We start from the raw sequence: 13,057 nt of genomic DNA on the forward strand, positions 1-13,057 counted from the left end.
GAGGGGAATCTAGCCATCCTCGCCCCGCAGCGCCACCCCGGCCCGCGCCATAGCGTCCCAGATCGCGGCATCGCGACCGTAAATGTCGGGACGATAGCGAATATGGCCATCCTCGGCCGGATAGGCGGTGAAGTACACCAGATGCACCTGCGGCGGATCGCGCAGGGTGATCACCGTTTCCTTGCCGCTGTCCACCGCCGCCTTGATCCGCGCCGCCGGATCGTCCGATTGCGGGCCGATCAGCACCTCGGCCAGCGTCGAGGGATCGGACACGCGCACGCAGCCATGGCTGAAGGCCCGGTCCGACTGCCCGAACAGATGCCGCGCCGGGGTGTCGTGCAGATAGATGTTCCACGGGTTCGGGAACATGAACTTCGCCATACCGAGCGCGTTGTCATCCGATGGCGGCTGACGCAGCCGATAGGGGAAGGTCTGCGCGGTATAGGCGCGGAAATCGATGAAGCGCCGGTCGATCACGGTGCCGGTGGCATCCACGACCTGAAGCTGCGGCGCGGCATAGGGGTCTTTTTGCAGCTTCGGCAGATACTCGGCCGTCGCGATGGATCCGGGCACATGCCATGCCGGATTGATCACGATGTAATCCATCCGGTCCGAGAATTCGGGCGTCCGGTAGGTCGGATCGGGCTTGCCGATCACGCCGCGCGTCTCGAACACGGTCTGGCCATGATCGACGAGGCGGATCATCTGCTCGGTCAGGTCCACCCAGACATAGCGATCGCCGCGCGATCCGTGCATCCAGCGCAGCCGCTCCATCGCGACGATGACCTGCTGGGCGCGGATCTCGGCCGGGACGTTGATCTCGGCCAAGGTGGCGGGACCGGCGATGCCGTCCGCGGCAAGACCGTGATCGGCTTGAAACGCGCGGACGCCGCGGCGCAGCGCCTCGTCATAACCGGCGCCGTCCGGGGCATAGCCCATGGCCGCGAGCCGGGCATGCAGTGCCGCAACGGCAGGCCCGCCCTCTCCGGGGTGGAGGGTGACGGCCATCGGGACGGGATCGCCCCAATCGGCCGTGGCCAGTTCCACCCGCTGCGCGACGAGGCGGCCATAGGCCGGATCCGCCGGGAAAAGCGTAGCGAGATAACCCGCGGGATCATGGGCGAAATTCGCCATTTCCGCCTGCGGGCTGCGCCGGTACACGTCGCGCACGATGGTCGGATCGACGCGCTTGGGTTGCACCGCGCCGCTGCGGGCATCTTGCACGAAGGCAAAGAAGGCGCGGGTGATCGCGACATCGACCCGCGCAAGATCGGCGGGTTCGGTCGCGGCCCGAAGCTGCTGGCGCAGCGCGCGCGAATCGTAGCGGCCGATCGGCAAGCCATGCATCCACGCATCGTCGAGCGCCTTCAGGAACGGCTCCAGCCGTGCCTCGCGGTCCTGCAGCCAGAAGGTTTCGAAGGCCCGATCGTGATAGAACGCTGCCACCGGATCGCCGGGGCGCCAGTTCGGGGGCTCCTGCGCCCGGGGTGGCATGGGCGCGGCGACAGCGGCATGAAGCCCGCCAAGAGCGACCACGGCGGCAAGCAGGGTGATTCTGAACATGGGAATTCCGAGGGTTCGTTAATCATTCGTTACACTTGCCCCGCGCCATGTCGAGAGTGCGCGCAAGAAGCCCCCCGCATCGGTGCAGAGATGCAACGATCGGCAATCAGCAAATTATCGCCGAGATCCTTTAACCGAAAGGTTCATCGCGCTTGGTGACTCGGGCCGATCATGACATAGATGGGTGGTACGAATACGAAGCCGTGCAAAACGCGGCACAGACACGTAGCGGACAGGCAGAATGACAGGACAACCTCTTTCCGGGATTTCCCGGCGTGGGCTAATGGGTGCTTTCGCGGCAACCATGATCACAGCAGCGCCCACCGCATCGCACGCATTCGGTTTCCTACGGGGCGCCGGCGATATCCGACGCATCAAGATGTACAATGGGCGTACGGGCGAAAGCATCGATCAGATCTATTGGATCGACGGCAATTACGTTCCCGAGAGCCTTGCCGAGATCAACCGTTTCATGCGCGACTGGCGCACCGGCGGCGTGATCAATTTCGACCCGCGCACCGTGGACATCCTGACCGCTGCGCACCGCCTGATGGATGCCCCGGAGCCCTATCTTCTGCTGTCGGGCTACCGCTCGCCGCAGACGAACGCGATGCTGCGGGCCCGCTCTTCGGGTGTGGCGCAGAACTCGCTCCACATGAAGGGCGAGGCGGCGGACGTGCGGCTCAAATCCCGGTCGGTCAGCCAGATGGCCCGCGCGGCCGAAGCCTGCGCTTCGGGCGGGGTCGGTCGTTACAGCGGTTCGAACTTCGTGCACATGGATTGCGGCCCGGTCCGCCACTGGGGCGCCTGACGGCGCCCTCAGGTATCGCGGCGCCCGCGATACCCCATGGCCACGACGAACTTCTCGGATGAATCCGCGCGCGATGCGGGCGGCTTCACGTTGGCGACCTTGGTGAAGTTCTTCTTCAGGATGGTCTGAAGCTCGTTCTCCGCGCCGCCCGCCAGAACCTTGGCGACGAAGGTCCCGCCCTCCTCCAGCACGTCGAAGGCGAAATAGGCCGCCGCTTCGCACAGCGCGATGATGCGCAGGTGATCGGTGTTCTTATGGCCGGACGAGGCTGCGGCCATATCGCTCATCACCACATCCGCCGCACCGCCGAGCCAGCCTTTCACGAGGCTGTCGGCATCGTCGGCCAGGAAATCAAGCTGGTGGATCTCGGCGCCCGAAATCGGTTCCACCTCCTGAATGTCCACGCCGAGGACGGTGCCTTGCTTGCCGGACCCTTCGCCGAGCGCATTCACCCGCCGCACGGCCACCTGACACCAACCACCCGGCGCGCAGCCGAGATCGACCACCCGCGCGCCGGGCTTCAGGAACCCGAACTTGTTGTCCAGTTCGAGGATCTTGAACGCCGCACGGCCGCGATAGCCGTCCTTCTTGGCCCGCTGCACATAGGGGTCGTTCAGCTGCCGTTCCAGCCAAAGCGTGGAGGACAGCTTGCGCCCCTTCGCCGTCTTGACCCGGACGCGCAGATCGCGCTGCCCGCGGCCGGAGGTGTTCTTCGCCGTCATGTCAATGGTCCGTCTTCCAGAACGCCGTCGGCGTTCATTTGTTGATAAAGCAGGCCTTCGCGCAGGCCGCGATCGGCGACCGAAAGTCGGTCCGTCGGCCACACGCGCATCAGCGCCTGAAGGATTGCCGCGCCGGACATGATCAGGCTGTGCCGATCCCGTCCGATCTGCGGATCGACGCGCCGCCCCTCGGGGCCGAGCGCGAGGTATTCGCGGATCACATGGTCGATCTGGTCCGAGGTCATGTGCAGCCCGTCCACCTTGGTGCGGTCATAGCGCCGCAGCTTCAGGAACGAGGCCGCAACCGTCGTGATCGTCCCAGAGGTGCCGATGATCTGGAACCCCTCGCGCGCGTTGTCCGCATTGTAGGGCGAGAAGGTCGCGAGGTTCTCTTCGAAATACCAACTCATCAGGGCAAAGCGGGCGGCGTCATCCTCCACATCCGCGAACTGATCCTTCAGCGTCGCCACCCCCAGCGGGACCGAGATCCAATCCACCACCCGCGCCGCGCCCTGCCGGGGTTTGAACCCCTTGTGCAGCGCCATGATGGAGCGGGCGCGGTTCTCCGGTTCCACCTGCGACAGGTCGATCCAGACGAGTTCGGTCGAACCGCCGCCGATGTCGATCACCAAAAGCTGCTCGGTCTTCGGGCTGACCAGCGGCGCGCAGGAGATGACGGCAAGGCGCGCCTCCTCCTCCGGGCGGATGATCTCCAGTTGCAGGCCCGTCTCGCGCCGGACCATGTGGATAAAATCGCGCGCATTTCGGGCGCGGCGGCAGGCCTCGGTCGCAACAAGGCGCATCCGGCGAACCCGGTGCTTCTCGATCTTCTTCTGGCAGATGCGCAACGCTTGAACCGTCCGTCCCATGGAGGCACGCGACAGCCGGCCGGAACTTTCCAACCCAAGGCCAAGCTGTACGGTCTTGGAGAAACTGTCCACGACCTGAAAGTGACTGCCCCTTGGCTGGGCAATCAGCATGCGGCAACTGTTCGTGCCAAGATCCAGTGCCGCATACAGCGCCGGACCGGACGGGGTGGCGGATGGTTCGACCTGCAGGATGTCTGCAGGGATCGCGTCCACACCCCTGGGACGCTCGGGCGCCATTGTATCGCCCTCCAACTCTCGGTTGTGTCCATGGTATTCCTGCCGACGGACAAGCGCAAGTGGAGGGGAACCGCCCGCTCGCGCAAGCGTTACCCATGCCATGTGGAGAGGAGAGCGCGATGCGTGTCATCACCTTCTGCGCCGCGATGCTGCTGGCGATGCCGGCTGCGGCGGCGAATGTCTACGATTTCGCGGCCACCACGCCGCAGCTTTCGATCTTTGCGCAAAAGATGCGCCAGACGGGCATCGACCGCGCCCTCGCCAATCCCGGCCCCTACACCATCTTCGCCCCGACCGATGCGGCGGCGGCAAAGCTGTCCCCGTCCTTGGACCGCGAAACGTTGGTGCAAATCCTGACCTGTCACATGGCCCCGACCGAGGTCGTGAGCCGCGCCCTCGCCTCCGGTCAATCGGCCGTTATCCGCACCGTCGGCGGCTGCCGCCTGACGCTGACGCGCACGCCGTCGGGACTGACGCTGAAGGATGATGCGGGCCGGTCGCACCGGATCGAAGCGGCCGATCTCGATCAGGCGAACGGCGTCGTGCATATCGTGGATTCGCTGATCCTGCCGCGGTGAAGAGCGTCTTGACGCCCTGCCCGCTTTCGCATAATTCAAGCGCATCGCGGGTGTAGCTCAATGGTAGAGCAGCAGCTTCCCAAGCTGAATACGAGGGTTCGATTCCCTTCACCCGCTCCATCATTCCATCGCTGAACGGCCCAAAGGCCGCCGACCGAAGTCGGCGGCTTCTGTCTTAGCGCAGGAAGTCCACCAATTGGCGGGTGGAGCCGTCCTTGCCATCGGCGGATGCGCCCTCGAGGATCGGCTGAAGCGCCAGCGCCAGTTCCTTGCCCAGCTCCACGCCCCATTGATCGTAGGAGTTGATGCCGAGAATCACACCCTCGACGAAGACGCGATGTTCATAGAGCGCGATGATCTGCCCCAGCACGAAGGGCGTCAGCTTCGGATAGCACAGCGTCGTGGACGGACGATTGCCCGGGAAGACGCGGTGACGAGCCTGCCGTTCCAGTTCGGCCCCCTCGAAGCCCTTCTTGCGCATGATCTCCGTCGCCTCGGCCAAGGAACGTCCGCGCATCAGCGCCTCGGATTGGGCGAGGCAGTTGGCCACGAGCAGCAGATGCTGGTGGGCCAGCTCCGGCTCATGCCCCTCGCGGGCGACCATGAACTCGCAGGGGATGACGCGGGTGCCTTGGTGGATCAGTTGATAGAAGGCGTGCTGGCCGTTCGTCCCCGGCTCCCCCCAGACGACGGGGCCGGAATGGATCGCAAGATCGCGGCCATCCATGGACACGCGTTTGCCGTTCGATTCCATCTCCAGCTGCTGAAGATAGGCCGGAAGCCGGGCCAGCCGCTGTTCATAGGGCAGAACGGCGCGCGTTGCGTAATCGCAGACCTGATTGTGCCAGATCCCCGTCAGCGCCAGCAGCACCGGCAGGTTGTCCCGCCAATCGGCGCTGCGGAAATGCGCGTCCATCGCGGCGCCGCCGGCAAGGAAGGCGTCGAAATCATCCGGGCCCACCGCCAGCATGATCGACAGGCCGATCGGCCCCCACATGCTATAGCGGCCACCCACCCAATCCTCGAAACCGAAGACGCGGCTCGCGTCGATGCCGAAGGCGGCTGTCTTGTCCTCGGCGGTGGAAACGGCGGCGAACTGCTTGGCCGGATCGGAAACGCTGCCCGACATCCACGCCTTCGCCGTTTCGGCATTGGTCATCGTTTCGATCGTGGTGAACGTCTTGGAGGCGACGATCACCAGCGTCGTCGTAGGATCGAGCCCGGCGAGCACATCCGCGACATGCGCCCCATCCACGTTCGACACGAAATGGCAGCGCGGCCCGTCAGCATAGGGCGAAAGCGCGATGCAGGCCATGGCCGGGCCAAGGTCCGACCCGCCGATCCCGATATTCACCACATCGGTGATCTGCCCGCCCTGCCCGGCAAAGGCGCCGCTGCGCACATCGTCGGCAAAGGCGCGCATGCGGGCATGCGTCTCGCGCAGCGCGACGGTGACGTCGGTGCCCCCCACCTCCAGCGGCGTGCCCATGTTGCGCAGCGCGGTGTGCAGGACCGAGCGATGCTCCGTTTCGTTCAGTTGCGCGCCACGGAACATCGCCTCGCGCTTCGTGGCAAGGTCCGCCCCGTCCACGAGGGCGAGCAGAAGCTCCATTCCCGTGTCGCAGATGTTCGTCTTGGAATAATCGAACAGCAGCCCATCCGCCCGGGCGGAGAAACGTTCGGCGCGGGTATCGTCGAACAGCGTCAGGATCGGGCGATCCGCGACAATCCGGTGGTGGTCGCGCAGGGCCTGCCAGTCGTTCATCTCATGCTCCTCATTCGGCCCAATGGACCGTGGTGTCAGCGAGGAAGGCGCGGATCGGCGCCTCCATCGGGGTAAGTTTCTCGGCGCGGTGCAGCGCCTCGCGCTTGTCCGGCCCGGTGATCAGCAGATGGGTGGAGATCGCCTGCTTCAACGGGCGCGCGGTCAGGGTGATCCGCGGCTCGCCCGCGCCCTCGGCGCGCATGGGCAGAAGAAGCGGGGCCTTGTCGGACAGCCCCTCCTCCAGCCGGTCCGCACCGGGGAAGAGCGAGGCCGTGTGCATATCCACGCCCATCCCCAAAAGCAGGACCGAGATCGGCAGATGCGGCTCCAGCCCTTCGGCCAGATGCTCCAGCGCCTCTTCGGGGGTGCCGTTGTCGGAATGGATCGGAATGTAGGTGGCCGCCGCCGCCCGCCCCGTCAGCAACCGGCGCTTCAGAAGGCGCGTGTTGGACCGGGCGTGATCCTCCGGAACCCAGCGTTCGTCGTTCAGGAACACGGTGACGTTGGCCCAATCGAGATCGACGCCTGACAGCGTGTCGAACACCGGCCCGGGGGTGGTCCCCCCGGGAACGCAGAGCGTCGCCCGCCCCTCGCGGCGCAGGAAATCGCCAAGCTCGCTCGCGATGCGGTTCGCAAGTTGAAGATACAGGAATTCGCGATCGGGATATTCGTTGAAGTTCATTCCTTGATCTCCCTCCACCGGCGACCGTCGCGATGCAGCAGCATCAGCGCATCCTCCGGGCCGGATGTTCCGGGCTCATAGGCGTGCGGGCGTTCCTGCCGCGTCTCCCAGCCTTCGATGATCGGATCGGCCCAAGCCCAAGCGGCCTCCACCTCGTCGCCGCGCATGAACAGGGTCTGGTTGCCCCGGATCACGTCCATGATCAGCCGTTCATAGGCGTCCGGGATGTCCGAACCGTCCGGGCCGAGCGCCTGCGCGAAGGACATGTCCAGCGGCACCTGCGTCAGGCGCATACCGCCCGGCCCCGGTTCCTTGATCATGACCTTGAGGTTGATGCCCTCGTTGGGTTGCAGACGGATGACGAGCACATTCTCGCGCCCGCCTTCGGGATCGTCGAAGATCGAATGCGGAGGACGGCGGAAATAGATCGCGATTTCCGAGGTGCGCGCCCGCAGACGCTTGCCGGTACGCAGATAGAAGGGGGTGCCCTTCCAACGCCAGTTGGCGATGCCGACCTTCAGCGCGATGTAGCTTTCGGTCCGGCTGTCGGGATTGCCGGCATCGTCGCGATACCCAGCCTTGCCGTTCTTGGGCGCATACTGGCCGCGCACGATGTCTTCGGGGCGGACCGGCTCCAGCGCGCGGATCACCTTCAGCTTCTCATCACGGACGGCATCCGGGTCGAAGTGATAGGGCGGCTCCATCGCGATCAGGCACAGAAGCTGCATCAGGTGGTTCTGCACCATGTCGCGCATCGCGCCCGAGGTGTCGTAATAGGCGCCCCGCCCGTCCACGGCCACCGTCTCGGCGACGGTGATCTGAACGTGGTCGATGTACTCGGTCTTCCACAGCGGCTCGAACAGGATGTTGGCGAAGCGGATCGCCATCAGGTTCTGAACGGTTTCCTTGCCGAGATAGTGGTCGATCCGGTAGATCTGCTGTTCGGTGAAATGTTCGGCCAGCGTCGCGTTCAGCGCGCGGGCGGTCTTCAGATCCTTGCCGAACGGCTTTTCCACGACGATGCGGCTGTTGCCATCGGCGATGCCATGCTCGTGCAGACGCTCGGCGATGGCCCCGAACAGCGACGGCGCGACGGAGAAGTAGAAGGCATGCACCATGCCCTCGCGCATCTCCTCGCGCAGTTCCTGCCAGCCTTGCGTGCCCGTCGCGTCGATCGCGACATAGCGCAGATGGTCGATGAAGGCCGTCAGCGAGGCGGCGTCGCGCTTGCTGCTCGGCACGAATTCGGTGATCGAGTCCCGCGCCATGGCGCGATATTCCTCGACCGAGATCTCCGTCCGGGCCGCACCGATGATGCGGCTTTCCTCGGGCATCTGACCGGCAAGGAAGCGGCGATACAGGCTCGGCAGGATCTTGCGCCGCGCGAGGTCCCCCGTGCCGCCGAAGATCACTAGATCGAATGGATCCACTGGGATCGTCCGCGAAACCATCAAGGTCCTCCTGCTGTTAGCGCAAACAGGGTCAGTGTTACCCGCACCCGAGCCCCAAGTCTAGCGCAAGCCACAGGAATGTCAGCCCTCAGGCGTCCAGCTCCGCATCCCAGTAGAGGAAATCGAGCCAGCTTTCGTGCAGGTGGTTCGGCGGGAAGCGGCGACCGTGATTCTGCATCTCTTCGGCGGTGGGGCGGCGCGGGGCGCGGTGCAGCCGCAAGCCCGATTGCCGCAGCGTCTGCGAGCCCTTGCGCAGATTGCAGGGCGAACATGCCGCGACCACGTTTTCCCAACTTGTGATGCCGCCGCGCGCGCGGGGAAGGACGTGATCGAAGGTCAGATCCCCCTTCGCACCGCAATATTGGCAGCAGAATTCGTCCCTTAGAAAAAGATTGAAGCGCGTGAAGGCCACGCGCTTCTGAGGTTTGACGAAATCTTTGAGGACGACGACCGACGGTATCCGTATCTCGGCCCGCTGGCTTCGCACCGTCTGTTCGTATTCGGCGACGATGGTGACGCGGTCGAGGAAGGCGGCCTTGATCGCGTCCTGCCAAGGCCAAAGCGACAGCGGATAATAGGAGAGCGGCCGGTAATCGGCGTTCAGAACGAGCGCGGGGAACTGCTTCAGCGCCGCTGGCTCTCTCACGAAATGGGTCCTGAAATCTCCGTCCATCCGCAACTCTCCTTCGCCCCGTCCCGCTAGGGTCAAGGGGCGGGGAGCCCGCCCCATCGCCTGTCTTGAACTATATAGGGCGCCGAACACCATGCAAGCCCCTATCCATGCGACGATAGAGGCGGCAGGTTACGGTTTCGTGTCAGCCCAGCCGATCCCGCAGGAAGGACAGCGCGACCGATAGGCCATCCGGCGCGATCCCATGGCCGGTATCCTTCATCACATGGCCGAAGGTCTGAAAGCCCGCCGATACGAGGGCGTCACCGGCTAGGCCCATCTCCTCGAACGGAACGACGGGGTCCTGATCGCCATGGGCCAGCAGAACCGGCGGACGCGACGGCGCATCGGCCAGACGCTCCGGCCCGATCAGCTTGCCCGAGAAGGCGACGATCCCGCCGATCTGGGGCACGCGCCGGGGACCGACCTCGAGGCTCATCATCGAGCCCTGCGAAAAGCCGATGAGCACGAGGCGTTCGGGGGCGATGCCCTCTTCGGCAAGTCGTTCGTCGATGAAGGCCTGAAGCTGGGTCGTGGCGCGGGCGAAGCCTTCCTCCATCATCAGCTGGGTCGACCCATCGAGCCGCGGAATGGGGAACCACTGAAAACCGCCCGGGCTGCCGGGGCAGCGTTCGGGGGCGTCGGGCGCGATGAAGACGGTGCGCGGCAGATGCGGGGCCAGCGGTGCGGACAGGCCCAGAAGATCGGCCCCATTCGCGCCGAAGCCATGCACGAAGATCACCATGCTGTCGGCGGTGCCGGTGGCGGGGGCGGTGCGTCCGAAGGTCAGGGTCATGTCGCGTGGCTCCGTGGAAAAGGGGTGGGATCAGCCGAGGAAGGCGCGCAGCAGCAGCGCGCCGCGTTTGCGGAATTCGGGCAGCGCGAGGCGTCCCTCCTCGATCCGCTGCGGTTCCTTTTCGGCAAGGCGCAACAGGGCGGCGGCCTGCCATGCCGGAAGCACGGCGGGCGCGATCCGCCGGGGCACGCGCCCTGCCCGCGCCTGCCGCTTGCGGGCGGTGCGGGCCAGCGCCGGAATGTCGCACTCGCTCGGCAGCGGTATGCGGCCACGGGCCCGAAGCTCTGCCGTGGCCTGCAAAAGCGCGGCGACGCCCTGCGCATGGGCATGGGCGCGCACCTTGGGTTCAAGCCCCGCCTCTGCGCCAAGGGACAGGGCCGCCAGCCACATCAGATGCCCGGCGGTCCGGTCGATATAGCGGTCGAACTCCTCGGCGGTCGGGCCTTCGGGGTAGATGTCGGCCCGCCGCGCCTCTACGATATCGGTCAGGAGCGCGACGGGAAGGCCCGCCTCCTGCACCAGCGTGGCAAGGGGGGCCACGACCTCATGGGCACGGGTGCCGCCCTGCCCGATCTCCTCGGCGATGTCGGCCCACCATTGCAGGCGCATCTCCGCGATCAGCGGCTCGGCCGAGGCCCAAGGCGCGCGCGCCACCTCGAGGTTGAAGGCATAGAGCGGCAGAAGACTCGCCCGTGCGGAAGGCGGCGCGGCCATCACGGCGGCGAACCGGTCCGGGTCGCCGGCCGCGACCAGTCGGGCGCAGTCGTCCAGACTCACGTCAGAGCCTGGAGTTTGGCCATGTCGAACCCAGGGGCGAGCGACCATTCCGTGCCCTCGGCCGTGTCCTTCACCACGACACCCGCCGCCGCAAAACCATCGCGCAGCGCGTCGGCGCGGGCAAAATCGCGCGCGGCGCGGGCGGCGGCCCGTTGTTCCAGCAGATCGGCGATCAGCGCGGACACATCGGCATCCGGCCCCGCCACCTCGGCCCAAGTCCCGAGATCCGGCAGCAGCAGTCCCATCAGCGGCGCCGATCCGGCAAGGCCCGCCGCATCCCCCTCGCTGGCCATGCGGTGCAGTTCGGCCATGGCGGCGGCGGTGTTCAGATCATCGCCAAGCGCCGCGACGAAGGCCGCATCCGGCATCCCGGCCTCGGTGCCCGCGATCAGGGCGCGCCATTTGCGCAGCGTCGCCTCGGCGTTGCGGGCCTTTTTGGCGGTCCAATCCATCGGGCGCGTGTAATGCGTGGACAAAAGCACGAAACGGACCACCTCGCCCGGAATCCCCTGATCCAAGAGATCGCGCACGGTGAAGAAATTTCCGAGCGATTTCGACATCTTGCGGCCATCGACCAGCAGCATCTCGTTATGCAGCCAGACCTTCGCGAAATCGCTTTCGGGATGGGCGCAGCAGCTCTGTGCGATCTCGTTCTCATGGTGCGGGAATTGCAGGTCGATCCCGCCGGCATGAATGTCGAAGGCCGGTCCCAGAAGATCATGAGCCATGGCCGAGCATTCGATATGCCAGCCCGGACGCCCCCGGCCCCACGGGCTGTCCCAGCCCGGCTGATCCTCGGCCGAGGGTTTCCAAAGGACGAAATCCATCGGATCGCGCTTGAAGGGGGCCACCTCCACCCGCGCGCCGGCGATCATGTCATCGACCGAACGGCCGGACAGGCGCCCGTAATCGGGAAAGCTGCGCACATCGAACAGCACATGCCCCTCGGCGGCATAGGCGTTGCCGCGTTCGACCAGTTGCAGGATCATGGCGATCATCTGCGCGATGTAATCGGTCGCCCGCGGCTCATGCGTCGGGCGCAGCGCGCCGAGCGCGTCCATATCCACGTGATACCAGCCGATCGTCTCGTCGGTGATGTCGCGGATGCCGCGCCCGGTGGCGGCGGCGCGGTCGTTGATCTTGTCGTCCACATCCGTGAAATTGCGGACATAGGTGACGTGGTCGATCCCGTGCAGATGCCGCAGCAGGCGGAACAGCGTGTCGAACACGATGACGGGCCGCGCATTGCCCAGATGGGCGCGATCATAGACGGTCGGGCCGCAGACATACATCCGCACATTCGACGGGTCCAACGGCGCGAAATCCTCCTTCGCGCGGGTGCGGGTGTTGTACAGCTTCATCGCGACCTCCGGTTCGCCCGGGACTTAGCACGGGCCGCGGCATTGAAAAAGGGCGCGAAGGTTCCCCCTCGCGCCCCAAATCCCGAAGCGGGACCGTTATCAGAAGCGGTAAGCCGCTTTGACCTGAACGGTCGTCGGGTTGTAGTTCACGCCCGTGTCGTCGAAGTCGTCGAAGCTGTAGGTCGCGACTTCGCCACCGATGGTCCAGTTGTCGTTGACAGCGTAGTCAACGCCCAGACCCACGGTGTAGCCGTAGTCGTCGGCATCGTCGGAACCGGCGAAGTCGCCCGAACCGTAAGCCACACCGGCGCTGGCGTAGACCAGCGTGCGGCCGAGGTCGTAGCCGACTTGGCCGGTGATCGTCGCGAGGTCGTTCAGCTTGATCGTGTCGTCGTCGTTCGACAGGTCAGCGTTGTTGTACGCGCCTTCGACACCGAGAACGGTGTTGCCGAGATCCCAGCGGTAGCCGCCGTGGATGCCGCCGAGAGCGCCGTCACCGTCGACGTCGCCGCCGTCACCATAGCCGAGCTGGGCGCCGAAGTAGGCGCCGTTCCAGTCGCCCGAAACCGGTGCGATCATGACGGGTGCCGGAGCAGCCACGACGGGTTCCGGAGCAGCCACGACCGGGCCACCAGCGAAGGCGGCCGGAGCGGCGACGACGGCAGCGGTGCCGAGAGCGAGTACTGCGATGCGTTTCATGGGATATTCTCCAATTCGTTCGTTCGGGCGGTCCTGCCACCCGACACGGGATGCAAATTGTCCTTTCCATTCAAAA

Annotated in this window: 13 protein-coding genes and 1 tRNA gene; 3 read left to right on the forward strand and 11 right to left on the reverse strand. The window is 65.6% G+C overall.

All coding sequences use genetic code 11. The features are described 5' to 3' along the window. Nucleotides 1–9: 9 nt before the first annotated feature. A complete protein-coding gene (locus GR316_RS03535; protein WP_211784670.1) occupies nt 10–1,563 on the reverse strand; it encodes a L,D-transpeptidase family protein in 1,554 nt (517 codons plus the stop codon). A 241-nt stretch (nt 1,564–1,804) separates the two neighbouring features. Between GR316_RS03535 and GR316_RS03540 the strand changes: the two genes are divergently transcribed. Then, nucleotides 1,805–2,374, forward strand: a complete 570-nt coding sequence (locus GR316_RS03540; protein WP_211784671.1) for a YcbK family protein — start codon at nt 1,805–1,807, stop codon at nt 2,372–2,374. Nucleotides 2,375–2,382: 8 nt separating this feature from the next. On the opposite strand, the gene GR316_RS03545 is transcribed toward GR316_RS03540, so the two are convergent. Next, complete coding sequence (locus tag GR316_RS03545) at nt 2,383–3,096, reverse strand: RlmE family RNA methyltransferase (protein ID WP_211784672.1); 714 nt, start codon at nt 3,094–3,096, stop codon at nt 2,383–2,385. Beyond that, nucleotides 3,093–4,202, reverse strand: a complete 1,110-nt coding sequence (locus GR316_RS03550) for a Ppx/GppA phosphatase family protein (RefSeq protein WP_211784673.1) — start codon at nt 4,200–4,202, stop codon at nt 3,093–3,095. The genes GR316_RS03545 and GR316_RS03550 overlap by 4 nt, the downstream gene beginning before the upstream one ends. A gap of 119 nt (nt 4,203–4,321) precedes the next feature. Between GR316_RS03550 and GR316_RS03555 the strand changes: the two genes are divergently transcribed. After that, nucleotides 4,322–4,780, forward strand: a complete 459-nt coding sequence (locus GR316_RS03555; protein WP_211784674.1) for a fasciclin domain-containing protein — start codon at nt 4,322–4,324, stop codon at nt 4,778–4,780. Nucleotides 4,781–4,826: 46 nt separating this feature from the next. Next, nucleotides 4,827–4,900 (forward strand) — tRNA-Gly (locus GR316_RS03560). 55 nt (nt 4,901–4,955) lie between these two features. Here GR316_RS03560 and pgi read toward each other — a convergent pair. The 8 genes from pgi to GR316_RS03600 form a co-directional block, all read right to left on the reverse strand. Next, nucleotides 4,956–6,545, reverse strand: a complete 1,590-nt coding sequence (gene pgi, locus GR316_RS03565; RefSeq protein ID WP_211784675.1) for a glucose-6-phosphate isomerase — start codon at nt 6,543–6,545, stop codon at nt 4,956–4,958. A gap of 10 nt (nt 6,546–6,555) precedes the next feature. Continuing rightward, nucleotides 6,556–7,227: a 6-phosphogluconolactonase gene (gene pgl / locus GR316_RS03570; RefSeq protein ID WP_211784676.1), complete on the reverse strand. Its 672-nt coding sequence runs from the start codon at nt 7,225–7,227 to the stop codon at nt 6,556–6,558. Then, on the reverse strand, nt 7,224–8,678 hold the full coding sequence (gene zwf / locus GR316_RS03575; RefSeq protein WP_211784677.1) for a glucose-6-phosphate dehydrogenase: 1,455 nt from the start codon (nt 8,676–8,678) through the stop codon (nt 7,224–7,226). Before zwf ends, pgl begins: the two co-directional genes overlap by 4 nt. 88 nt (nt 8,679–8,766) lie before the next feature. Further along, nucleotides 8,767–9,351: an HNH endonuclease gene (locus tag GR316_RS03580; protein ID WP_211784678.1), complete on the reverse strand. Its 585-nt coding sequence runs from the start codon at nt 9,349–9,351 to the stop codon at nt 8,767–8,769. A gap of 142 nt (nt 9,352–9,493) precedes the next feature. Continuing rightward, nucleotides 9,494–10,144: an alpha/beta hydrolase gene (locus GR316_RS03585; RefSeq protein WP_211784679.1), complete on the reverse strand. Its 651-nt coding sequence runs from the start codon at nt 10,142–10,144 to the stop codon at nt 9,494–9,496. Nucleotides 10,145–10,174: 30 nt separating this feature from the next. Next, entirely contained in the window at nt 10,175–10,921 is a 747-nt protein-coding gene (locus tag GR316_RS03590) for a phytoene/squalene synthase family protein (protein WP_211784680.1), read from the reverse strand. Further along, on the reverse strand, nt 10,918–12,282 hold the full coding sequence (gene cysS, locus GR316_RS03595) for a cysteine--tRNA ligase (RefSeq protein WP_211784681.1): 1,365 nt from the start codon (nt 12,280–12,282) through the stop codon (nt 10,918–10,920). The genes GR316_RS03590 and cysS overlap by 4 nt, the downstream gene beginning before the upstream one ends. A gap of 99 nt (nt 12,283–12,381) precedes the next feature. Then, the gene (locus GR316_RS03600) at nt 12,382–12,981 is read right to left on the reverse strand and encodes an outer membrane protein (RefSeq protein ID WP_211784682.1); all 600 of its coding nucleotides are present in this window, start codon (nt 12,979–12,981) and stop codon (nt 12,382–12,384) included. Nucleotides 12,982–13,057 lie beyond the last annotated feature (76 nt).

The sequence above is a fragment of the Falsirhodobacter algicola genome, from assembly GCF_018279165.1.
In the GTDB taxonomy this organism is placed as follows: Bacteria; Pseudomonadota; Alphaproteobacteria; order Rhodobacterales; family Rhodobacteraceae; genus Falsirhodobacter; species Falsirhodobacter algicola.